This is a genomic window from Saccharothrix saharensis (assembly GCF_006716745.1).
In the GTDB taxonomy this organism is placed as follows: domain Bacteria; phylum Actinomycetota; class Actinomycetes; order Mycobacteriales; family Pseudonocardiaceae; genus Actinosynnema; species Actinosynnema saharense.
In genome coordinates this window covers 545,855-567,606 of the sequence record NZ_VFPP01000001.1, presented here as the reverse complement: position 1 = coordinate 567,606, position 21,752 = coordinate 545,855, and the positions used below count along the sequence as shown (strand labels likewise).

Sequence of the window (21,752 nt, the reverse complement as noted above, 5' to 3'; positions counted from 1 at the left end):
TCGTGTCTGGCACGGTCGCTGATCCGGTCGCCTTGGAAGCGGATGCCCGCGCGCGGTGGGCGTCGTTTGAGCCGAGGACGTTGACCGGTGAGGACCGGGACGGGCGGCGGTTGGAGATCCCTCCGGGGGAGATCCTGGCGCCGATCCTGCGGCGGGCGCGGCTGTTCGGCGCGTCGACGTCGTTGTGCGAGGCGGTCGTGGCGCGTCTGGTGGCGGCCGGGGTGGAGGCGGTGGTGGACCGGACGCGTGAGGATGTGCGCGAGGACGACGCGCTGGTGGTGGACGGGCGCGGTCCGGTGCAGGTGATGGCGTTGCGGGCGGGGGAGCGGGTGGTGCCGGTGCGTCCCGGTGCGAGTCTGCTGCGGGTGTGGGCCGTGGACGGAGCCGGGGATCCGGCCGACCCGCCGGTGGCCGAGGTCGTGGTGGACGTCGACGCGGACGGGTGGGTGCCGGCGGGTCGGATCGCCGAAGCGCTCGCCCCCCACCTGGCCTGACCTTCCCGGCACCGGGTGGGCGGGGTGACGTCGCGGCGGTGGTGGACCCGGTGGTCGTTGTCGGTGGTGCTCGCCGTCCGCACTGGCGGGCGTGGCGGGCGCAGCCGACAGCCGGCTCCGCGGTCGACGGGGTGCTCGGCCGTTCAGACCGGCGCGGGTGTCGGCCGGCTGTCCATGCGTGTCGCCTCGGTGAGGCGGTCGATGCGGGGGACCAGAAGTACGCGTCGGGTGCCGGTGAGCACGATCCCGGCGTCGCGCAGTCTGCTGAACGCCTGCTCGGCGGTGCGGGCCCGCATTCCGGCGATGGAGGCCAGCTCGATGTTGGTCAGGTGCAGTTCCAGGCTCCACCGGCCGTCGGGGGTGCGGTGGCCGTACCTGCGCACGAGGTGGTCCAGCACGAGGGCGATGCGGGACTCGGCGGGCAGGGGCACGGCCTGCCGCAGCCGGTTGGCCCAGCGCAGCTCGTCGTTGTTGTCGCGGGCGATGTCGAGCAGCACCTCGGGGTGACGCTGGAGGAACCGGCGGAACTCCTGCGGCGGGATGAGCCGGGCCACGACCTCGCCGCCGGCGATCACGGTGGCCGAGCGGGGGCGGTCGTCCAGCGCGGCCATCTCCCCGACCAGATCACCCGCCGCCCGCACCGCCAGTAACGCCGGGTCGTCGGGTTCGCCGGCCTGGATCTTGACCGCGCCGCGTAGCAGCAACAGCGCGTGGCGGTCCTCACCACCACGGCGCAGGAGCTGCGTGCCGGGCGGGTAGCCGATCGGGTGGCCCAGGGTCAGCATCGCCTGTGCGACGTGGTTGTCCAACCGGCCCAGCAGACCTCGATCCGGTAGATCCTCTATTGCCTTCACCCCCCGACGCCCCGCATCCTGCCCGGCACCGCACACCCCGTTGCCCTGGTGCCATCTCATCACCCGCGCGGGTGCGCGGGGGACACGGTTGCGGAGCGCCGGTCGTGCGGATCGGTGACCGGGGGACCGGGGAGGGGGTAGGTGTGATCGGTTTGACCTGCAAGTACACGCGGGTGAGAATCCCTCGCATCTTCTGGAGTGGCTGATCTTCCCCGTCGGCCGTGGCGTGCGCGGACGGGTTGTCGTGGTGGTCGACGGGTCGGCGGATTCCGCCGTCGGGGTTGTGGCGCGTGGCGGGCGTGTGCACGCGCGGGACGGCTACCGGCCGCCGCAGGACGTGGCCGGGGCGCGGGTGTTGTCGGAGCGGCCGGTCGCGCGGGTGCCGTTCGCCGAGTTGCACGTGCACTCCAACTTCTCTTTCCTCGACGGTGCGAGTTATCCGGAGGAGCTGGTGGAGGAGGCGTCCCGGCTCGGCCTGGACGCGATCGCGTTGACCGATCACGACGGGTTTCACGGGGTGGTGCGGTTGGCCGAGGTGGGGCGGGCGTTGGGCGTGCCGACCGCCTACGGAGTGGAGATGAACCTGGGCCTGGTCGACGGCCGGGCGGGGTCGGCGGACCCCGGCGGCGAGCACCTGCTGGCGTTGGCACGGGACGCGGAGGGGTACCGGCGGCTGTGCCGGGTGGTGTCCGCGGCGCATCTGGCGGGGAGGGCAAGGGTAGGCCGCGCTACGACCTGGAGCAGGTGGTGGACGAGCTAGCCGGGCACGTGCTGGTGCTGACCGGCTGCCGCAAGGGCCGCGTGCGCCGGGCCCTGACCGTCGAGGGTGCGCAGGGCGCGCGGCGGGAACTGGCCTGGCTGACGGACAGGTTCGGGCGAGGGCATGTGGCGGTGGAGCTGGTCGACCAGCGGCTGCCGGGGCATGACGCGGCCAACGACGTGCTGGCCGGGTTGGCGGAGGACTTCGGGGTGCCGCTGGTCGCCCGGGGGCGGGGTGCACTACGCGCACCCGCGGCAGGCGCGCCTGGCGGGGGCGATGGCGGCGGTGCGGGCGCGCGCGAGCCTGGACGAAGTGGCCGGCTGGTTGCCGCCGGGCGCGACACGGCACCTGCGCAGCGGGGAGTTCGCCGCGCGCCGGTTCTCCCGGTTCCGCGGCGCGGTGGCCAACGCGGCGGTGCTGGGGTTGGAGTGCGCGTTCGACCTGCGGCTGGTCGCACCCCGCCTGCCTCCGTTCCCGGTCGGGGACGGGCACACCGAGGACTCCTGGCTGCGGGAGCTGACGATGCGCGGCGCACGCGACCGCTACGGCACGCCGCAAGGCGAGCCGCAGGCCTACGCGCAGCTGGAGCACGAGCTGACCGTGATCGCGCAGCTGGGGTTCGCCGGCTACTTCTTGATCGTCGCGTCGTTGGTCCAGTTCTGCCGGGAGCGGGGGATCTACTGCCAGGGCAGGGGTTCTGCGGCGAACTCCGCGGTCTGCTATGCGCTCGGGGTGACCACCGTGGACCCCGTCAAGTGAGACTTGATGTTGGAGCGGTTCCTCAACTCCGAGCGGCAGGGCTCACCACCGGACATCGACATCGACATCGAGTCCGACCGGCGTGAGGAGGTGATCTAGCACGTCTACGACCGTTACGGCCGCCAGCGGGCGGCGCTGGTGAGCACGGTGATCACCTATCGGGCGCGGTCGGCGGGGCGCGACGCCGCGCGGGCCCTGGGTTACGCGGCCGGGCAGGTGGACACCTGGACCCGGCGGATCGGGCTGTGGCAGCTGCTGTCCGCGCTGACCGGCGCCGACACCCCGACGACCGCCGGTGCGGCCGACGGGAGCGGCGCAGGACGGGAGGGCGGCGTGCGGGACGACGCGCCGCTGCCCGAGGCGGTGCTGGACCTGGCCCGCCAGTTCGAGGACGTCCCGCGGCACCTGGGCATCCACCGCCAGTAGGCGAGGTTGTCGCGGGTGGTCAGTTGTAGGGGTGGCCGGGGCCCAGCACCCGATGGAAGTCGTCGAGCAGCGTCCGTAACTCGGTGGCGGCGCCGACCGGGTCACCCGCCTCACCCCGCCAGTGGGCGAGGTGCCTGCGGGTGTACAGGGTGTCAGGATGGTTGGGGCCCAGCACCCGACGGTAGTCGTCGAGCAGCGTCCGTAACTCGGTGGCGGCGCCGACCGGGTCACCCGCCTCACCCCGCCAGTGGGCGAGGTGGCTGCGGGTGGTCAGGGTTTCGGGGTGGTCGGGGCCTAATACGCGGAGTTGGTCTTCGAGCAGCTCTTGGCACTCGGTGGCGGCGCCTGCCGGGTCACCCGCCCCACCCCGCCAGCGGGCGAGGTGGATGCGGGTGGCCAGGGTGTCAGGGTGGTCGGGGCCCAACACCCGGAGCCGGTCATCGAGCAGCGTCCGGAACTCGGTGGCGGCGCCTGCCGGGTCACCCGCCTCACCCCGCCAGGAGGCGAGGCCGTTGCGGGTGGTCAGGGTGTCGGGGTGGCCGGGGCCCAGCACCCGACGGAAGTCGTCGAGCAGCGTCCGGAACTCGGTGGCGGCGCCTGCCGGGTCACCCGCCTGACCCCGCCAGCGGGCGAGGTGGCTGCGGGTGTACAGGGTGTCGGGGTGGTCGGGACCCAGCACCCGACGGTAGTCGTCGAGCAGCGTCCGAAACTCGGTCGCGGCGCCAGCCCAGTCACCCGCCTTACCCCGCCAGGAGGCGAGGTGGCTGCGGGTCGCCAGGGTGGCGGGGTGGTCGGGACCCAGCAGCCGACGGTAGTCGTCGAGCAGCGTCCGAAACTCGGTCGCGGCGCCAGCCCAGTCACCCGCCTCACCCCGCCAGCGGGCGAGGTGCCTGCGGGTGGTCAGGGTGGCGGGGTGGTCAGGGCCGAGGTGTCGGGTGGTGTCCTCGTAGAGACGGGCGAAGTGGGTGACGACGGCGTGGACCTGGCCTGAGTCGCCGAGCGAGTGTCCGGCGCGAAAGAGCACGACGTGTGCGTCGGGGGTGAGCAGGGCGGGGGTGGTGGTGTCGTGCAGCGTGGTGGTGGCGGAGCGCAGGGCTTGGGCCAGTGCGACGTCGCGGGTGTCGATTTCAGGCCAGGCTTCGACCAGGGCGGTTGCCGCGATGAGGGCCAGTTCAGCGGTGGTGTCGTCGGTGAGGGCGTCGCGGACGGCCCGTTGCAGCAGGGCGTGCATGCGGATCGATCGGTCGGATCCGATGGTGGCCAGGCTGAGTTGGTGCAGGACACCCAACGCGTCGGCCACATCGTCGGAGGTGACGGTGCGGCTGACAACGGTGGCCAGGTGCTCGCGGATGGCGGTGGTGGTCAGCACTGTCAAGGGTGTGCCGTTGGGGTCGAGCAGGCTGAGCAGCCGCAGCACCGGCCGGGCGAGACCCTTGGGTCGCAGGGTGTCGGCGTGTTCGATCGACAGCGACCAGGTCGCGGCGACGGTGTCACGGTGGTGGTCGGGCAGTTCACCGGTGGCAGGCATGAGCTCGGCCAGGGTGCGGCGGCGGTCGGCCAGCCGCTCCCGGTATCCGGCCACGGTAAGCAGGGGGTTGTCGTTGATGAACGCCGCGGCCTGGGCCAGGGCCAGCGGCAGCCCGCCCAGGTCACGGGTCAGCCCGCGCAGGTCCTCGGGGTCTGTGTCGGGTAGGACACCGCGCAGGTAGTCCTCCGCCTCGGTCTCGGTGAACACGTCCAACTCGACGACCACCCGGCCCTGGCCCAGGGCGCTGTCGCGGTGTCGGGTGGTGACCACCACCCGACCACCCCGATGGTGCCGCGGCCAGAGATCTCGTAGGTCGCCGGGGTCCTGGAGATCGTCGAACACGATCAGCCACTGGCGGTCGGTGGCGGCCAGCCAGTCCCGCAGCAACCGCGCCGCGTCCTGCGGGGGCCGCGTGTCGATGTCGGGGTGCCGTTCGCACAACACTTGTTTGGCGGTCTCGGTGTAGGCGGTGAGCACCGCGTCATGGGACAGGGCGCTCACCCACACCGCCACGTCCAGCCCGGGGTCCTTCCACAGCGACCAGGCCAGACGCGCGGCGGTCTGGGATTTGCCCACCCCGCCCTGACCCCGCACCACCGTGCCCGTGCCGGTGGGGGCTCCGACCAGGACCGCCGCGTCCCCGACGGCCAACGCCGCGGCCACCGCGGTGTCGGCGTAGCGGGGTTGGTAGTGGTGGTCCACCGGCGGCGGGGTGCCGACACGGACCGGCCACGTCACCGTCCGCGCCGGGTAGGTGGTGTGCTGGTGGTAGACGTTGGTCTGCGTGTTCCCATTGCCGGCCAGGACTCCCTGGCCGCCGTGCACGACCGTCGACGGCCTCCAGGGTGACTGGTCCGGCTCGTCGGGTTCGGTCATCGGGGCTGGGAGAAGGTGTTGTGCTGGATGTTCCCGTCGCCCACCAGGACTCCCTGGCCGCCGTGCACGACCACCCGGTACTTCCCGTTCCCGGCGCCACTGGGGTCGGCCAACTCCAGCAGTTGCCGGGCCGCCGCGAGCAGTTCGGGGTCGGTGTCGGCGCTGACCCCGTGGAGGGCCGCCGTCAACTCCCCGGCCTGCCCGCCCGTCGCGACGGCGTCGTCCTCCACAGCCCGCACCACCTCACCCGCCACGGACCCGTCACGACGCAGAACACCCAACACGCCTGCCTTGAGGCTCAGGTAGGCGTCCTTCACCGCCGTGGACGCGGTATCGGTCAACCCCGCCGCCGCTCCCGCCGCCAACGCCGTGACCAGTAAGTCCACCGACTCGATCACCGAACCCGCCCCTCATCGCACGTCGACCTTGTTCACCGGGGTGATCGTCGCCACCCGTCCGCCCGCTACACCGGTGACGATCATCGCCCACACCGCCACCGGACGGAAACCACCCGGACGCAGACACACACCGACCGCTAGACCCCGCCGAGATCTTCACCGGCCAACCCGCGACCGGCGTTAGTTCAGAGAAGCAGGCGTGTTCGTGCTTGCAGGGGGTGCCGTAGGGGCGGCCGCATTCGCCGAGTTCGAGCTTGCGGGCCTGGAAGTGCTGCTGGAACTCGCGCCACTCCTGCTCGGTCGGCTACGCACTGCCCGGCACCACCGGCGTCGCACCCGCCCCCGCCCTGCCCGGCATGACCGCGCTGGAGCTGCTGACCGCCGACGCCTGGGCACCGGCATCTCCCCCGACTCCCACCCCGTGAGCCTGCTGCGCGCCCACCTGGCCAAACGCGGCGCGCTGACCACCGCCGAGCTACCCGAGGTCGAGCACGGCACCTGGGTGCTGGTCGGAGGGGTGGTCACCCACCGGCAGCGGCCACCGACCGCGGGCGGCGTCACGTTCCTCAACCTGGAGGACGAGACGGGCATGGCCAACGTCATCTGCTCACCGGGCCTGTGGGACCGCTACCGGGTGCTCGCCTCCTCGGCGACCGCGCTGCTGGTCCGAGGCCGGATCGAGTCCGACCACGGCGGCGCGGTGGTCAACATCCAAGCCGACCAGCTACTAGCGCTCGACCTGGCCGCCGTGCTCTCCCGCTCCCGTGACTACACGTAGCCGAAGGCTTGCTTAATGAACCCCTGGTGCGGTGGACTTGCCGCTAGCGCCCGGGTTTAGAGTGAGAGGGCCGGAACCGGGACGCCACCCGGCTCCGACCACTTAGTGGATCTAGGTGAACAGATCGAATACGGTGTAGTCGCCGTTCTTGACCTGGCTGTACAGGCGCACCAGCCTGAACATCCAGTGGAGCGTCGGCTGCCACTTAGCTGAGAGCCTGGCCGCCGCTGCACGGATGGTGGCCAGGCTCTCGCGCGCCTTGAACGGTGTGGAGTTGGTCTTGACGGCGGCGATCGTTCGCCGATGCTGCTGCGTTCGCCGTGTGCGTTGAACGCGTGCCCGGCGTTTCTTGCGTGGCCGCTTCGGCACCGGGACTCCCTTCTCTAGTGATCTTCCGGTGACGAGATCTCGTCGCCGCAAGTTATGCTGCCAGATCCTGGTTTGGGCGTAAATATTCCGGCAGGGAGCGTTTAGGGCCGCTCGTACCTTGGGGAGCGTTGGGCCGCTCGTCCCTTCTGACCTGGGCGTTCGGGTTCCGCAGCGTGTAGCCGTAGGGCGTGAAGGCTGGTGCATTGCCACGCGCAGGCACGGAGTTGATCCGGTAACAGATGCCGCGTTCACGGTCGCCGTCTTCGTATGCCCGATGCTGGGGATCATGTCGCACACGTAGTAGGGGTAGCGGCGTCGACACGTGGAGTGGCGAAGCAGGGCCGAGGAGGCCGGGTTCGACGTGAGAGTCAAGGACGTTGGCGACGTCGCCGCAGCGTGTGCGTGAGGTAGTCGGTCATCCATTCTGGGCGTCGACGTCGGTGTGGATAGCAGGTTGACGCCGCACGGCGGCCATTGGAACGAGTCCGGCGAGGACCTTGGCGGGGTAGCGGTGGGTGAGGCCTTCGATGACCCATATCTCGTATCTCGGCTTCGTGGAGGGAGTCGCGGGTGGAGTGGAGGTGGCTGGGCCAGTCGGGGTCGCGGTCGGATCGGACGGGGACCATGTAGCGGCCGGAAGGTGCAACCTGCCGACGTGAACCGACATGACGAGGGTGTCGCCCGTCGCGGTCGTGCTGTGACGCCGGGTGGTGGCATGGTCAGGGTCGGACGTAGCCGGTGTGCGGCGGGCAAAGGGGTGGCTGTGGGGGGTCGGAAGGCGAAGGTGTGGACGGCTGCGGGTGGGGCGCGGGCGGCGCGGGAGGCGCGGATCGGGACCGCGCGGTTCCTGGGTGAGGCGCCGATCGCGCGGGCGTGGCAGGCGTCGCGGTTGATGTCGGACTTCGAGGTCAAGATGGAGACCTTGAGCGCGCAGACCGACGCGGGGACGGCGCGGTCGGTGGCCATGTCGTTGCTGCTGGGCGGTCTGGGATACCCGATGTCCTGGCGGCCGGGGCACTGGATGGAGGTCGCCGAGCGGGTGCTGGCCGACGAATCGCGCTGGTTGGGCGAGGCCGATCTCTACATCGTGAGTCCGGAGATGTGCGACGTGGTGGTCGCCGCGGCGCAGACCCTCACGCTGGAGGACTTGAGCCTGCTGTCGGCAGACGACCTGCCCAGCCCGTCGGGTGTGCTGGTGTTGCCGCATCCGTTGCTGGTCCGGGCGATCAACGGCAACCTCGGCGACGACCGCGCCTACCACTGGCATTCGCCGGTGGAGCTGGCGGTGCCCGACCCGGCCGTTGGCGGGTTCGAGCGCAAGCCCGCGGTGCGGTTCTCGGTCTACCACGACACCCACGGCCCGGTGCGGCCCGACTCGTTCCTCGATGTCGCGGCGATGGCTCGCGCTCAGGGGACCCCGCTGCCGCCGTTTATGTTGGACGCCATGCGCTGCTGGGCCTTCGGCCAGACCACGACCGAGGAGCAGCGCCGTGCCCTGGCCGACTTCGGCGAGATCGCGCGCCGGACCGGGCGGCAGGCGCGCGAGGAGGTGCAGGAGCTGGGGTTCGAGGAGGAGCGGGTGATCGGCGAGTACACGCCGGGCAGCGAGATCGACGACCACGACGACACCTTCGCCATGCGGTTCCTCTACGCGTTCTGGCGGCTGTGCGAGCAGCGCATCGTGGTGACCGACCCGGCCGAAGTCCGCCACTCCGCGCGGGTGGCCGCGGCCAAGGCGGGCGTCTCGCCCGAGGTGCGCGTGGCCCGCCTGCGCACCACCGCCTCGCCGGGTGAGGCCGACTCGGGCGCGGGGGAGCCCGGTCGGCAGTGGCGGCACCGCTGGGTGGTGCGGATGCACAAGGTGCGCCAGTGGTACCCCTCCGAGCAACGCCACAAGGTCATCTACCGCGGCCCGTATCCCAAGGGGCCGGCCGACAAGCCGCTGTTGGGCGGTGAGGAAGCCATGACCTCCCGGTGGGACCGTCGGGTCTGCTCCAGTCCGCCGTAGGCCGAGCCGAGGAACGGGACGTCGTCGGTGACGTAGGTGCTCGGCTCGGTGTACTCGGTGCGGACGGTACGGGCGCGGGGCCAGCGGGCGCGGGTGCCGCGGTGGCGGCGTGCCACGGCGCCAACCCAGTCGGTGTGATCGCTGCGCAGGCTTTCCCAGCGGCGTTTCCACGTGCAGGTGGCCTCGGGGGAGGTCTCGCGGGTGGCGGTGAGCACGGCCTGGACGGTGTTCAAGTCAGGCAGGGTGGGGTCGATGAGGAGGTTGGTGAACAGCGCCGGGGGCGCCCGGTGCGTCGGGAGAACTCCTCGGCCGTGAGGCGGCCAGATTGTCGATGAGGTAGGCAAGCGCTGATGCTGTTACTGCGGTGTTCGCACTGAGCCCTTTCCAACCTCATCCGGCGGCGAGGTGGAGTGCGAGAACGGCTCGGGTCAGGTTGGTGATGCGGGTGGTGGAGCAGCGGAGTCTGCGCAGTAGTCGCCAGGTCCTCAGGGTGGAGACGGCTCGTTCGCCGAGTGCGCGGATGCGGGCGTGGGAGCGGTTGACCGCCTGTTGGCCGGGCGAGAGGTTGTGCCACCTGCCTCGGTAGGGCACGCGGATCGGACCGCCCGCGCCTCGATAGGCCTTGTCCGCCCAGCACGGGATGTCCGCTGTGGTCAGGGCGTCGACGATGCCGTGGGTGCGTGCCGCGGTCAGGTCGTGGGCCGAGCCGGGCAGTGCGGGCGAGGTCCACAGCAGGCGTCCGGCCGGGTCGACGAGAACCTGGACGTTCATCCCGTGTCGCTTGTGTTTGCCCGAGTAGTACGGGCGGTCGGTGGCGACTCGGTCGATCCGGAGCAGGGTGCCGTCGAGGATGACGTAGGCCTTGCGCGCGGCGACGTGCACCGCGTCGGCCAGGTCCGGTGCCAGTGCGGCCAGGAGTTCGACCGCTTCGTGGATGTAGCGGCAGACGGTGGCCAGGCCGATGCCGAACCCGGCGGCGAGACGGGTGTAGGTGTCGCCGCAGCGTAAGTGGGCCAGGACCAGCAGGGCTTGGCGTCCGGGATCGAGGCGGCGCCACCTGCTGCCGATCCGGCGCCGATGCACGGTCAGTTCCCGGGCGAGGAAGCGGAGATGCGAACTGGACAGGTCGATCGCGGATGGGTAGACAAGCACTCGAAGCTCCTGGCGATGGCCTTGCTCTTGGTCGAGAAGTCATCTACCAGGAGCTTCGCCACGTCTCCAACCCGCCACCACCAGGTTGGAAAGGGCTCACTGCCTCAGCATCCAGCCGGTTACGGCCATGGAACGGCACCCGCGGCGCTGTCGCGTGAAACAGGAACATGTGCACCGCTTGGGCTGTGGCCTGGTCGTCATGTTGCCGCCAGGTATTCCCGTAGCAGCGGCGGAGAGCTTTTGCTTGGAGTGAGTGGCCAGCCCTCGGTTCGACTGAGGTCGCGGTCGGGGATGACGCTCTCCGCGCGCCGAGGGCTGGCGCGGTGACTCTACCTGCCGCCGACGGCGGCGCATGGCGGCACAACCGCCGTGTGGACGTCGCGGTCACCCTAGGCGACGGCCACTGAATCGCCGTCGAGGTGCAGGATTCAGCCATCGGCGTCGAGGAGGCGAAAGCCCACACCGGGCTCGACCGCCGCCTGGGTTTCCTGGGCGTGTTGTGGGTGTTCACCGTCAAGCGCGCACGCGCTCTGCTCGCCGCCGCGCAGCCCCCAGCTCGGACAAGTACATCGAGGTCCGTGTCTCTAAGGAGATGCTGTCGGTGAACAACCGCTTCAAGCAAGGCGTGTTCGTTCTCGACGTCGATGCTGGCGAAGTATGGCACCTGCGGTTGGGCTCCGCGGTCGAACGCGAGGGCTGTGACCAGGACAGGCAGGCCCACTACTACCAACCCCGCACGCTCAAGCACGTCACTTACACGCCGGCCAGGTTCTACCTGGGCACCCGGCTCGAATGCTACGACAAGGAACGGGCGGTCATCTTCGCGCCATCGTGATCGCTAACCGCGCGCATCACCCGACCAACAACACTCTATCCATTGCCGTGGGACCTGGTCGGCTTTGCTGCGGTTGGATCGGGCGGTGACTGCCCACAGCGCGTCGGGTTCGGCGAGAAACCTAGTAAAGACCGCAGTGCGTTTTGGCAGGGTGTCTCAGAGCGGCTTGGGGGCGAGCGGGTGAGGGTCGCCGGTCAGCGCGGCCAAGGCTTCGGCTACTTCGCTGATGCCGGCGCGTACGTAGGTGGTGGTGACGCCGGTGCGGGTGCTTGAGGCGGCGTGTCCGGCGTAGGCCCGCGCGACGGCGTAGCCGAAGTTGCGTTCTACCCAGGTGAGGGTTGTGTGTCGTAGCCAGTGCGTGGTGATGCCGAGGGTTCTGACGGTGTCGATGTGTTCGCCGATGCGTTCCCAGAGATGGTCATAGCGTCGTGCCGTGATCGGCTTGCCTTTGCGGTTGCGCAGGATCGGGGTGTCGTCGTCGCGGTGGCCGCGGGTCTGTGTCAGGTGTAATAGGTTGGTCATCAGGGTGGGGGAGACCGGTTGCCAACGAGTGATGTCCCCTTTCTCGCGGAGTCGGATCAGTGACCGTTGCGGATCGAGGTCACGTGGTCGGATGCCGAGTCCTCCTGCTCGACGTGCTGCGGTTTCCAGGTGCAGGCGGATGATGATCGCGTCCAAGGCAGGATCGTTGCCGGTTGTGGATGCGACGTCCACGATGTCGCTGAGCAGGCCGTTGTCGATCGCGTGTCTAGTGGATCTGACGGTTTTCGGCTTGGTCACGAGTTCGGTGGGATCGTCTCGTGGGTCGAGCACCCTGTTCCAGATCGCGTATCGGTAGAGGCATCGCAACGCGCGGTAGGCGTGTAGTGCGGCACTGTGCCCTCCGCGGCTGGAACGCCGTACGACCGCGGTCGTACGGGCGTGTCCGATGAACCAGTTGATATCGGTGGCGTTGATCTCGTCGATGCGTACTGCACCCCAGACATGGACGAGTTTGTGCCAGTACGGTGTGTAGGTTCGGCGGGTTCCGGCTGGCACCGCGCCGCTGACGGTCGGAACGAATTCCGCGATTGTGGGCGCCGTCGGTCGCGGATCGGTGTAGGACAATTCTTCGAGGGAAATGCCCATGCGTTCGAGGAATAAGCGCGCCATGGCCAGTTCGTCAGTTGTGGCCAAGAGAGGTCCTTGTGTGTACGTCGTGGTGAATCTGGGACTGGTGGAACCCTCGGGCCATCTCGGCGAGGTTCTGTTGTGGATGGACGATGAGCATGTCATGTTCGACTGCGGCGATCAGTAGAATCTGCCGATTTGTGCTGAGTCCGCAATAGTGCAGCAGGTTGACCGGCAGCAGCAACCGCCCGCGCTTCCCGACGATCAGTTCACCGTCCGGGTCCGGGCGGAGCAGAAGATAGTTGCGCCCCAAGACGGCTGCGAGGCCCTGACCCGTCTGCCAGCCCAAGTGATTGAAGATCTGTTGACTGGCCAGACGTCCACGGTGGTCCGCTGAGGACAACGCGAAGCGCAGTGTGGAGTCGTTGACCCTGGCGTACAAGTCGCCGACATCGAGTCTTCTTGATCGGGCGCGGGATCGACCGGGGAGAACCGCTGGTAGCGACAGTGCCCGGATGACGACGTCTTCGGGATCGGAGTTCGGTAGTGTCATAGGCGTGGGTTGATCGTGAAATGTGTCGGTCCAATTATTCATGCCTCTCCGCTGGTGGATAAGTCGCCGTACGATCTCGTCCGTTCCATAGTGAGACCGTTGGGTGCGATTGGGATGCTTGTGTATCTGCGAGAGGTTGCGGCGGGTGTCAGGCCGGGCGGCGTGGTCGTGATAAGCAGACCGTGCGACTAAAGGCCCGCGCTGCCTGATTCTCCAATGTTGCGGTGCTCCCACAGGAGGTGCGTGGATCGTGCGGGTTTCGCGGCTTCGGAGCCTCCTGTTCGTTCGTCGGGGCAGATACGTCCCTGAGGCGGTCGACTCCGTGCTGCTTTGGAACGGAAGTTTGAGATCATGACTCTAACTGATCCGGTGCGGGTTGCCAAACTTTTCACGCTCTGAAAAAGCGGCTTTCAACGGTCGAAACAGATTGCTGCGTATATTTCGTGGAGTGGAATGGCGGGACACCTCAGGGGCTGGTGAAAGGTCGCAGAGCGACGGTCATCGAGGGTGCCCATGTCAGTCTTGTGGGCGCTCGAAGCCTGCAGGTCAGCCGAAAAGTAGAACGTCATAGGACGTAACGGGTGGCGTAGCTGTGCTCCACCACATCGGCACGCCAGACCGGCCGGGAGCACTGTCTTCGGACGCCGCCGCTGGTCTGCTGACAGTCGACGCGGCCAGCCCGGGCGTTGCGGTACCCGAACCAGGCCATCGTGCCTCCTCTTCCCCCGCCTGGCGCTCACCGCCCACTGGCTTGGTGCCCGTCCCTTGACCCGCCACCAACCTTCCACGTGCCCCTCTCTCCCTGCCGGTCGCCGTCCTGGACGGATACCTTCTGGTCTCCACTCTCGACCTGCTCCAAGACCTTCTCCGATCAGCGACGATGCTCGACGCGGCTCCGGCATAGCGCTGACTGGACCGCCGAGCAGGCTTAATCGCGGCTGTGCACGGGCCGGAGGACGAACTCGGTCGGGATGGAACGCTCACTGGCTCGCACACAACCGTTCGACAGAGTGGGCCCGCAACGTGACAAACAGTCGGTCAGTGGCCTCGCGTCGGACGGTGCGGATGGACCGTTCGGCGTCCGCCTGGCGAGTGGAGACCGGCATGCCCGCCGCCGAGTACCTGGAGCAGCTCGTCGAGAAGCAGCTGGAACTGCGCAACGGCCCGGCGACGGCCGAACGCGTACGCCGGCCACGGTACGACGGATGTCCGTTCGCCAGCCATAATCACGAGTGGCCCGATACTCATGATTACTTCAGTGCTAACTAAAACCTAACTCGATCAGACGGCGCGGATCCGGAGCGGAGTGACCGGGAAGCGGAAACGACGCAACGCGACATCGAGCCGCCCCACAACGGACCCGGAGGTCATGTGGGCGCGGAATTCTTCTTCAGCCCGCAAGGTCGCCGAAGGTCGCCGAGCTCGTCGCGTGGCCACGCAACCAGCCCGATACCCAGGGGTGTTGCGCTGGACCTGTGCCCGATCGGTCCCGACTGCGACGAATGAACCATCTCGCCGGTCAATCAGCCCGCACCCCTCTACAGGCTCGGATGTCCGCCTGCGCCAACCGCACCGCGTGAGCCGTCTCCCCGGTCGCGTCGATCAAAGCACGACGACCCGGCCAAGGCCTCCCCGCCCGCTCGGCCTCCCGACACAACAGTCGGACCCGTTCGACCAGAGCACGTTGCCTCTCGTCCTGCCCCCGCTCCCGCGCGGGCATGTTGAGTCGGGCGAGTGCCCCACGCACAGCAGAAACCGTCACCCCGGTCGCCTCGGCCAACGCCGCCCGGTTCGGCCGAGGCATGCCGGCTGCCTCGGCCTCCTCGCGCAACCGGCGAATCCGCTCGACCAGATCGTCCTGCGCCCGCCGCCTCAGGGCATCGGCGACCTTTCTCTGCGCCGCCCGCACCGCGTACACCGACGCCCCGGTGATCTCGACCAGGACATCACCGTCCGGCCGCGGCTTCCCGGCCCGCTCAGCCTCCTCGTACAGCGCCAGAACCCACTCGAACAGACTCCCCAGCCCGGCGGTCCGGGCATCCTCGGCACGCAACCACTCACGCAACCCCACACGCTCCCGGGAACCGTCGACCACACGCGGCAACCCGACCGCGGTCGACACCCCCTCCACCGCACCCGCCGAGTCCGCCGACGGCGCCAACGGATGACGCTCACCGGTCAACGCCTGCACCGCCGCGGCGACCTCGCCGATACCGGCCTTGACGTAGGTCTGGGTGGACCCGTGCAGACTCGACTGCGACACCACATGCCCGGCGAAGGCCCGGGCCACCGCGTAACCGAAGTTGCGTTCCACCCACGTCAACGTCGTATGCCGCAGCCAATGCGTGCTGACCTGCGCCACCCGCACACTCTCCAGACGCCCGCGCAGCCGATCCCACAACGACCCGTACCGCTTCCTGCTCATCGCAGCACCGTCGAGGCGACGGAACACCTTGTCCCCGTCGTCCCGGGCACCCCGCCGACGCGCATGCTCGAGCAGATGCCCCATCAACGTCGGCGACACCGGCTGCCACCGCCGCGTCCCGCTCTTCTCCCACAACTGGACCAACGACTGGTCGACATCCAGATCCCGCACCCGCAACGCCAACGCACCACCCGTACGCGCAGCGGTCTCCAGATGAAACCGCAACAGCAACACGTCCAACTCCGGATCCACACCCGTCTCCCGGGCCACCCGGAAGATCTCCGAGATCAACTGCGGACTCACGGCATGACGCCGCGACGACTGCTTCCTCGGCATCTCCACCTGCCGCAACACCACCTGCCGCTCACCGATGAACCCACGCTGCACCGCATGCCGATACAGATACGACAACGCCTGATAGGCATTGCGCATCGCGTTCGACCCACCGGTGTTCGACCGCCGCACCACCACCGTGTCCCGCACGTGCCCCAAAAAGTCGCGCACGTCCTCCGGCCGCACCTCGTCCAGACGACGTGACCCCCACACGGCCACCGCCTTGGTCAGATACGAACGGTACGACCGACGCGACGCCTCGCTCGACACCGCCCGCAACGCCTGCGGCACCAGCTCCGCGAACGTCGGAACCCTCGGCGCCACCACCGCACCGACCAGATCGGCCGGCGTCAGCCCCATCTGCTCGAGCACCTGCAGCGCCACCGACACGGCGCCGGGATCGGCACGGCCCCCGGCCGCGACGCCGCCGACGGACCCCACCTCAGTCACCGGCCACCTCCGGCTCACGCCGCGCACCGGCGCCGGCCGAACCGGTCGGCAGGTCCCCCAATTGCTCCCGGACCGGGGACGCCTCCGACACCATCCGCTCCGCGTCGGGCAGCAGCCGGTCCACGACCTCCAGGCCGTGCACCACCAGCGCCGACAACGACGGCACCGCCACCAGCAAGACATGCTCCCGCGATCCGAACCCGCACCACCGCAGCAGCGGGGCAGGCACGGCTACCATGACCCGCTCGGTCAGGGCGGAGCCGCCGTCCGGATCGCGCCGCATCACCAACACCCCGCTGTCGTGCGCGTGGATCGACACCGGCGTCCCGCGATCCCATCCCAGCAATCCGAACAGCGGCCGGTCGGCGATGCGGCCTTTGCCGTCGAACGCGCGCACGGCGTAGCGACGGACCGGCGGTGTGCGCGGTCTCGCGAGAACGCCGGGGCCGGGCGCCTCGGTCCGGCGCAGATCCAGTTCGCGTCGTCGCGGGGTGGATCCCTCGACGTGGGGGAGGGGAGCACCGTCGGGATGGCACCGATTCCCGGGGACGTCGCGGTCGTGACGCGCTGCCGTGGGGTACGGCGGTGGTGCGCCGGCCGCCGGCTCGGGCCCGGAGCCGAACGTGAGGCTGGGGACGATCCGGTCACCCACCGTGGCCCTCCGGAGGGGAAGCGTCCCACCGGGGAGCGGGGGAGTGGGCCGGTCGCGGCGTGGCCGGGACGGTCGGCCGGGCGGCTATCTGGCGTGGGAGGAATCCCACATCGGCGTGTTCGATATCGAGTAGTCGGCCAGGTGGTGCTCGCCCAACCCGTAGAAGCCCAGGTTCAGCTCGTCGGCCAGCTTGATCCGTTCGACGGTCTGCGCGAGCTTGTCCGCCACCGACACGCGCTCGCCCGTCACCGGGTCGGGGTGCCGGTCACCGAAGCTGTAGACGCCGAGCTGCATTCCCTTTGTGGACACGTCAACAATCTAGCGGGCACATTGATGACACGTCAACATGTTGCTAGCGTGACCCACATGGGCGGACCGCGGTGGCTGGACGAGCGGGAGGCGCGGGTGTGGCAGGCCTACCTGGCACTCAACCGCGAGCTGCACAGCGCCGTCGAGCGCCGGCTGCTGCGCGACTCGGGGCTGTCCAACGCCGACTACGCCCTGCTCGTGCCGCTGTCGGAGGCGCCGGACGGCGTGGTGCGGTCGCGTGAGCTGGGCGCGCTCGTCGGCTGGGAGCGCAGCAGGCTGTCCCACCAGATCGGCCGGATGGAGAAGCGCGGCCTGGTCGTGCGCGAGGAGTGCGCCGAGGACGCGCGCGGATCGATGGTGCGCCTGACGGCCGCCGGACGCGCCGCGATCGAGTCCGCCGCACCGGGCCACGTCGCGACCGTGCGCCGTTACGTCTTCGACGACCTGACGCCGGAGGAAGCCACCACCCTGGACCGCGTGTTCCACCGGGTGCTGGACCGGATCGCCGCCGACCCCTGACCGGCCACGACGTGCGGCCGCCGTGCGGCCCGACTCGCTGGAGCGCGCGGACAGGGCCGCGACCAACCCGTTCACCACCGTGCGCGTGGTGCTCGAACCGGCCGACCACCACCCCGACCTGCCGGTTCGCCGGGACCGTGCCGAGCCCGGATCACCCGGTCGGGCGAAGCGTGCAACCTCGGACAACCCGAACCGCATCTCTCACGTTAGCCGGAGAAAACGGCCGGCCCGGCGGCGTCCAGGGCCCGGACCGCTCACGACCCGGACCGCTCACGACCCGGACCGCTCACGACCCGGACCGCTCACGACCCGGACCGCTCACGACCCGGACCGCTCACGACCCGGACCGCTCACGACCCGGACCGCTCACGACCCGGACCGCTCACGACCCGGACCGCTCACGACCCGGACCGCTCACGACCCGGACCGCTCACGACCCGGACCGCTCACGACCCGGACCGCTCACGACCCGGACCGCTCACGACCCGGACCGCTCACGACCCGGACCGCTCACGACCCGACCCGGACCGCTCACGACCCGGACCGCTGACAGCCGACCATCCGGGCCGCCGGCCCCCGGGCGGCCCTCTGGCCCTCGCGCCGGCTCGGGCTCGGGCGAAGGGCTGCGGCTCGGGTGGCTTCCCCGGGCGGGCAGCTCACGCGGCGGGTGCCGCGTCGAGTTCACGCGGCGGGGGTGGCGTGCACGCGGGCGCGGTTCGGGCGTCGGGGGACGATGAGTCCCCGACGGCGGGCCAGCCACAGGAACACCACGGTCAGCGCCGCACCCGCCGCCACGGCGTACACGCTGCCCTCGGGGCCGAAATCGCCGCCGGTGAGCCAGGTCGGACCCGAGAGCGTCGCGTCCAGCAGACCGGTCGCCGTGTCGTTGCCCGACACGTCCGCCCCGAAGACGCCCGCGAGCGCGAAGTTCCAGCCGAAGTGCAGCCCGATCGGCAGCCACAGGGTGCGGGTGGCGGCGTAGGCGGCGGCGAGCATGAAGCCCGCCTCGATCGCGATGGCGGTCGCGCCCCAGGCGGTCGCGTTCGGGTTGGGCAGGTGGGCCAGGCCGAACACCGCGCCGGACAGCGCGAGCGCGACCCAGGTGCCGGTGCGGTGCTCGACGATCCGGAACAGCACGCCGCGGAACAGCAGCTCCTCCGTCACGGCGGCGGCGGCCATGAAGCCGAGCACGGCGGCGGCGCCCGTCAGGGAGCCGAAGCCGTCGATCCGGTAGCCGCCGAGGAACGCGAGGTTGGCGATGACGGCGCCGCACATCGCCAACCCGATCAGCACCCCGCGACCGGTCGCGGCGGCGCCGCCGCCCGGGGCGATCTCGGCGGGCGCGCGGTGTTCGGTCCGCCGCACCACCCAGGCGTAGGCGAGCACCGCCAGCACGGCGGTCGCGACGCCGAGCACCAGCGTGAGCCACGGGTTGCCCGCCACCGCGGCGACGGCCTGGTTGCCCGCGAAGGCGACCGCCGCCACGACCACGAGCTGCAGCACCAAACGCATGAAGACCTCTCCTCCCGGTCCGCGACCGTTCGGCCGCGGACCGGGAGGACGCTACGGATCCGACGCCCTCGGCGCGTCACCGTGCGGTGGACACTCGCGTGTAGCTCGCACGGGGGACAACGCGAGCGGGGCTCAGTCGGCCAGGCCGGCCAGCAACGTGATCAGCTGGTGCCGGCTGGTGATGTCCAGCTTGCGGTAGATGCGGGTCAGGTGCGTGTGCACGGTGGCGGGGGAGATGACCAGCCTGGTGGCGACCTCCGGGTTGGACAGGCCGTCACCGACCAGCCGGGCCACGTTCCACTCGGCCGGGGTCAGGCCGCCGGGGCGGAGGTCCGGAGCGGCGGGCACCTCGTCCAGCACGACGGCCAGCGCCTGCTCCACCGACTCGGCCGGACCGGCGTACGCGCGCGCGTACTCGTCGTCCCCGAGCACCGCCTTCGCCCGTGCCACGGCCTGCGCGGTCATCCACGCGAACGGCACCAGGCCGTCCACGCGCACCCCGGTCACCCGGTGCAGCCCGTGCGCCAGCCCCAGCATCCGGGCCGCCGCGGACCCGTCGCCGGCCCGCGAGTGCGCCCAGCCCAACGCCTCGATCGACCACAGCGGACCCCACTTGTCGCGGATCTCCCGCTGCACGCGCAGACCCTCGATCAGCACGTCCAGCGCGCCCACCGGGTCACCCCACCGCGTCTGCACCACACCGCGGCACCAGTGCGCCCAGCTGATCCCCCACTGCGCCCCGAGCCGCTGGCACTCCGCGTGGAACTCCTCCGCCGCGGGCTCGGCCTGCTCACGCGAGCCGAGCAGCACCAACGACACGGTGAGCATGATGTGCGCGAGGTGGTGGTCCACCGCGAACGCCGGCCCGAGCGCCCCGAACTCCTCGTGCGCCTGCCGCAACAGCTCGACCCCGTCGACCGCGCCCAGCGCCAGCACGGCGTAGGCGCCGCGCACGAACGTCACCGCGGGCACCGGCCCGCCGACCTCGCGCGCCAGGGCGTCGGCCTCGTCCACCCGCCGCGCGACGAGTTCCCGCTCCACGCCCAGGCACAGCGCGATCCACGCGTCGAGGGCGATGGCGCTGGCCCGCAGCGGGTCCGCGGTGGGCGGCGTGGCGGCCAGCGCGCGGCCCAGCCACAGCCGTTCCTCGGGTAATCGACCGGCGTAGGTGTACCAGCGGGTGCGGGCCAGGTCGACGCTCATCTGCAGGCCCGCGTGCGCGGTGGCGGGGTCGCGGATCAGGTCGTTGAGCACGACGCGGTGGTTGGCCATGTCCGCGTCGACCGCGGCCAGCAGCGCGGCCTCGTTGTGCCCGGCGAACGACTCGGCCAGCCGGGCCGCCTCACGCCGGAAGTGGTCGCGGTGCCGCTGCCGCACGCCCTCCTCTTCGCCGGCGGACCGCAGTCGGGCCGCGCCGTGCTGCCGCAACGGCTCCAGCAGGTGGTAGCGGCTGCGGTCGGCGGACGGCAGCGCGATCGACTTGTCCAGCAGCCCGGCCAGCGCGTCCGCGACCTCGTCGGCGGCCAGCCCGTCGCCCGCGCACACGTCCTCCGCCGCGGTGAGGTCGAACCCGCCCTCGAACACCGACAACCGCGCCCACAGCAGGCGTTCGGCGGGTGTGCAGTGCGCGTGGCTCCAGTCGATCAGCGCGGCCATGGTCTGGTGGTGCTCGACCGCGGTGGTGTCGTTGGCGGTGAGCACGCGCATCACGTCGTCGAGCCGGTCGGCCAGCAGTGACACCGGCATGGACCGCATCCGCACCACGGCCTGCTCGATCGCCAGCGGGATGCCCGAGACGCGGCGCAGCACGCGCACCACGTCCGGCCAGTTCTCCGGCGTCACGCGCCAGCCCGGGACGCTCGCCTCGGCCCGGTCCACCAGCAGCGCCACGGACTCGTGGTCCAGGTCCAGCGGCGCGTCCTCGGCGGGCACGTCCAGCGGCGGCACCATCACGAGCACCTCGCCCGGCACCCGCAGCCGGGCCCGGCTGGTGGCCAGCACCCGCACACCGGGCGCGGCGCCGAGCACCGCGCGCACCAGTTGAGCGACCGGCTCGACCAGGTGCTCGCAGTTGTCCAGCAGCAGCAGCACCTGCCGCGGCCGCAGGTAGTCCACCAACGTCTCCAACGGCGTGGTGGTCGCCTGGTCGGGCACGCCGACGGCGCTCAGCACCACCTGGGCCAGCAACTCCGGGTCACCGCCGCGCGCGGACGCCAGCTCGACCACCCGCACGCCGTCGTCGTACGCGCGGTGCACCTGCGCGGCGAGCTCCAGCGCCAACCGGGTCTTGCCGCCGCCGCCCACGCCGGTGAGCGTGATCAGCGGCGCGGCCCCGATCCGCCGGCGCAGCTCGGCCAGCAAGTCCTTGCGTCCGATGAACGAACTCAGCGCCCGCGGCACCGCACCGCCTCCCGCTGCCCGCTCGGTCATCCGGACACCGTACGACATCCGTCCGTGCGCGGTCCGTGAGATCCGGGAAGCGACGAACACGCGGGTAATCTTGCAAAGGCTTGCAAAGATCGCTCGTCATCAGGCCTCGTCAAGCCGTTTACACCTGCGTCGCACCGGGTCTAGCCTGCAAAGAATTGCATTACCTTGCGCAATGGAGCGTGACGGGAGCAGTGATGCGAGCGAGATCGCGACGACTGACAG

Annotated in this window: 20 protein-coding genes and 2 pseudogenes; 9 read left to right on the top strand and 13 right to left on the bottom strand. The window is 70.4% G+C overall.

Annotated elements, in window-relative coordinates:
- Positions 1 to 2: 2 nt before the first annotated feature.
- Positions 3 to 494, top strand: coding sequence for a hypothetical protein (locus tag FHX81_RS02025; protein WP_141974940.1), 492 nt, complete (start codon positions 3 to 5; stop codon positions 492 to 494).
- A gap of 143 nt (positions 495 to 637) precedes the next feature.
- Here the strand turns inward: FHX81_RS02025 and FHX81_RS02020 are convergent, their stop codons facing one another.
- Positions 638 to 1,348 carry a Crp/Fnr family transcriptional regulator gene (locus tag FHX81_RS02020; RefSeq protein WP_170231890.1) on the bottom strand — a complete coding sequence of 237 codons (711 nt, stop codon included), beginning with the start codon at positions 1,346 to 1,348 and terminating at the stop codon, positions 638 to 640.
- Between the two features lie 226 nt (positions 1,349 to 1,574).
- On the opposite strand from FHX81_RS02020, the gene FHX81_RS42775 reads away from it, so the two are divergent.
- Together FHX81_RS42775 and FHX81_RS02015 are read left to right on the top strand one after the other, a co-directional pair.
- A complete protein-coding gene (locus FHX81_RS42775; protein WP_342787156.1) occupies positions 1,575 to 2,108 on the top strand; it encodes a PHP domain-containing protein in 534 nt (177 codons plus the stop codon).
- Positions 2,109 to 2,231: 123 nt separating this feature from the next.
- Positions 2,232 to 3,293 (top strand): annotated as a pseudogene (locus FHX81_RS02015) (hypothetical protein).
- A gap of 19 nt (positions 3,294 to 3,312) precedes the next feature.
- On the opposite strand, the gene fxsT reads toward FHX81_RS02015, so the two are convergent.
- Both fxsT and FHX81_RS02005 read right to left on the bottom strand, forming a co-directional pair.
- On the bottom strand, positions 3,313 to 5,697 hold the full coding sequence (gene fxsT, locus FHX81_RS02010) for an FxSxx-COOH system tetratricopeptide repeat protein (RefSeq protein WP_141974938.1): 2,385 nt from the start codon (positions 5,695 to 5,697) through the stop codon (positions 3,313 to 3,315).
- On the bottom strand, positions 5,694 to 6,095 hold the full coding sequence (locus FHX81_RS02005; protein WP_141974937.1) for a hypothetical protein: 402 nt from the start codon (positions 6,093 to 6,095) through the stop codon (positions 5,694 to 5,696). The genes fxsT and FHX81_RS02005 overlap by 4 nt, the downstream gene beginning before the upstream one ends.
- 254 nt (positions 6,096 to 6,349) lie before the next feature.
- Here FHX81_RS02005 and FHX81_RS40225 point away from each other — a divergent pair, with 254 nt between their 5' ends.
- Both FHX81_RS40225 and FHX81_RS01995 read left to right on the top strand, forming a co-directional pair.
- Entirely contained in the window at positions 6,350 to 6,520 is a 171-nt protein-coding gene (locus tag FHX81_RS40225) for a hypothetical protein (protein ID WP_170231889.1), read from the top strand.
- The gene (locus FHX81_RS01995; protein ID WP_141974936.1) at positions 6,517 to 6,873 is read left to right on the top strand and encodes an OB-fold nucleic acid binding domain-containing protein; all 357 of its coding nucleotides are present in this window, start codon (positions 6,517 to 6,519) and stop codon (positions 6,871 to 6,873) included. The genes FHX81_RS40225 and FHX81_RS01995 overlap by 4 nt, the downstream gene beginning before the upstream one ends.
- Before the next feature lie 111 nt (positions 6,874 to 6,984).
- Here FHX81_RS01995 and FHX81_RS01990 read toward each other — a convergent pair whose 3' ends face one another.
- Both FHX81_RS01990 and FHX81_RS41715 read right to left on the bottom strand, forming a co-directional pair.
- Positions 6,985 to 7,242, bottom strand: coding sequence for a hypothetical protein (locus tag FHX81_RS01990; RefSeq protein WP_141974935.1), 258 nt, complete (start codon positions 7,240 to 7,242; stop codon positions 6,985 to 6,987).
- Between the two features lie 478 nt (positions 7,243 to 7,720).
- Positions 7,721 to 7,883, bottom strand: a pseudogene (locus tag FHX81_RS41715) (lysine 2,3-aminomutase); the annotation flags it as partial.
- Positions 7,884 to 8,005: 122 nt separating this feature from the next.
- Here FHX81_RS41715 and FHX81_RS01980 point away from each other — a divergent pair.
- On the top strand, positions 8,006 to 9,250 hold the full coding sequence (locus FHX81_RS01980; protein WP_141974934.1) for a hypothetical protein: 1,245 nt from the start codon (positions 8,006 to 8,008) through the stop codon (positions 9,248 to 9,250).
- Positions 9,251 to 9,640: 390 nt separating this feature from the next.
- On the opposite strand, the gene FHX81_RS01975 is transcribed toward FHX81_RS01980, so the two are convergent.
- Positions 9,641 to 10,402 carry a transposase family protein gene (locus FHX81_RS01975; protein ID WP_141974933.1) on the bottom strand — a complete coding sequence of 254 codons (762 nt, stop codon included), beginning with the start codon at positions 10,400 to 10,402 and terminating at the stop codon, positions 9,641 to 9,643.
- A gap of 601 nt (positions 10,403 to 11,003) precedes the next feature.
- Here FHX81_RS01975 and FHX81_RS01970 point away from each other — a divergent pair.
- The gene (locus tag FHX81_RS01970; protein WP_141974932.1) at positions 11,004 to 11,237 is read left to right on the top strand and encodes a hypothetical protein; all 234 of its coding nucleotides are present in this window, start codon (positions 11,004 to 11,006) and stop codon (positions 11,235 to 11,237) included.
- A 156-nt stretch (positions 11,238 to 11,393) separates the two neighbouring features.
- Here the strand turns inward: FHX81_RS01970 and FHX81_RS01965 are convergent, their stop codons facing one another.
- Positions 11,394 to 12,413 carry a tyrosine-type recombinase/integrase gene (locus tag FHX81_RS01965; protein WP_246107575.1) on the bottom strand — a complete coding sequence of 340 codons (1,020 nt, stop codon included), beginning with the start codon at positions 12,411 to 12,413 and terminating at the stop codon, positions 11,394 to 11,396.
- Positions 12,400 to 12,789: a hypothetical protein gene (locus FHX81_RS01960; RefSeq protein ID WP_141974931.1), complete on the bottom strand. Its 390-nt coding sequence runs from the start codon at positions 12,787 to 12,789 to the stop codon at positions 12,400 to 12,402. Before FHX81_RS01960 ends, FHX81_RS01965 begins: the two co-directional genes overlap by 14 nt.
- Positions 12,790 to 14,004: 1,215 nt before the next feature.
- Between FHX81_RS01960 and FHX81_RS40220 the strand changes: the two genes are divergently transcribed.
- On the top strand, positions 14,005 to 14,169 hold the full coding sequence (locus FHX81_RS40220; RefSeq protein WP_170231888.1) for a hypothetical protein: 165 nt from the start codon (positions 14,005 to 14,007) through the stop codon (positions 14,167 to 14,169).
- A 250-nt stretch (positions 14,170 to 14,419) separates the two neighbouring features.
- Here FHX81_RS40220 and FHX81_RS01955 read toward each other — a convergent pair whose 3' ends face one another.
- The 3 genes from FHX81_RS01955 to FHX81_RS01945 all read right to left on the bottom strand — a co-directional run bounded on the left by FHX81_RS01955 (position 14,420) and on the right by FHX81_RS01945 (position 17,069).
- Positions 14,420 to 16,108 carry a tyrosine-type recombinase/integrase gene (locus FHX81_RS01955; protein WP_246107574.1) on the bottom strand — a complete coding sequence of 563 codons (1,689 nt, stop codon included), beginning with the start codon at positions 16,106 to 16,108 and terminating at the stop codon, positions 14,420 to 14,422.
- Positions 16,101 to 16,760, bottom strand: a complete 660-nt coding sequence (locus FHX81_RS01950; protein ID WP_141974930.1) for a hypothetical protein — start codon at positions 16,758 to 16,760, stop codon at positions 16,101 to 16,103. The genes FHX81_RS01955 and FHX81_RS01950 overlap by 8 nt, the downstream gene beginning before the upstream one ends.
- 84 nt (positions 16,761 to 16,844) lie before the next feature.
- Positions 16,845 to 17,069 carry a hypothetical protein gene (locus tag FHX81_RS01945; protein WP_246107573.1) on the bottom strand — a complete coding sequence of 75 codons (225 nt, stop codon included), beginning with the start codon at positions 17,067 to 17,069 and terminating at the stop codon, positions 16,845 to 16,847.
- Positions 17,070 to 17,126: 57 nt separating this feature from the next.
- Here FHX81_RS01945 and FHX81_RS01940 point away from each other — a divergent pair, with 57 nt between their 5' ends.
- Complete coding sequence (locus FHX81_RS01940; protein ID WP_141974929.1) at positions 17,127 to 17,588, top strand: MarR family winged helix-turn-helix transcriptional regulator; 462 nt, start codon at positions 17,127 to 17,129, stop codon at positions 17,586 to 17,588.
- Positions 17,589 to 18,269: 681 nt separating this feature from the next.
- Here FHX81_RS01940 and FHX81_RS01935 read toward each other — a convergent pair.
- Both FHX81_RS01935 and FHX81_RS01930 read right to left on the bottom strand, forming a co-directional pair.
- Positions 18,270 to 19,100, bottom strand: a complete 831-nt coding sequence (locus FHX81_RS01935; protein WP_141974928.1) for a CPBP family intramembrane glutamic endopeptidase — start codon at positions 19,098 to 19,100, stop codon at positions 18,270 to 18,272.
- Positions 19,101 to 19,232: 132 nt separating this feature from the next.
- Positions 19,233 to 21,530: a helix-turn-helix transcriptional regulator gene (locus tag FHX81_RS01930; RefSeq protein ID WP_170231887.1), complete on the bottom strand. Its 2,298-nt coding sequence runs from the start codon at positions 21,528 to 21,530 to the stop codon at positions 19,233 to 19,235.
- Between the last annotated feature and the right edge of the window lie 222 nt (positions 21,531 to 21,752).

Bases quoted from the DNA above. Each gene is read 5' to 3' on its own strand.
- FHX81_RS01940 (WP_141974929.1), top strand. From the start codon at position 17,127: ATGGGCGGACCGCGGTGGCTGGACGAGCGGGAGGCGCGGGTGTGGCAG.
- FHX81_RS40220 (WP_170231888.1), top strand. From the start codon at position 14,005: ATGCCCGCCGCCGAGTACCTGGAGCAGCTCGTCGAGAAGCAGCTGGAA.
- FHX81_RS01930 (WP_170231887.1), bottom strand. From the start codon at position 21,530: ATGACCGAGCGGGCAGCGGGAGGCGGTGCGGTGCCGCGGGCGCTGAGT.
- FHX81_RS01935 (WP_141974928.1), bottom strand. From the start codon at position 19,100: ATGCGTTTGGTGCTGCAGCTCGTGGTCGTGGCGGCGGTCGCCTTCGCG.
- fxsT (WP_141974938.1), bottom strand. From the start codon at position 5,697: ATGACCGAACCCGACGAGCCGGACCAGTCACCCTGGAGGCCGTCGACG.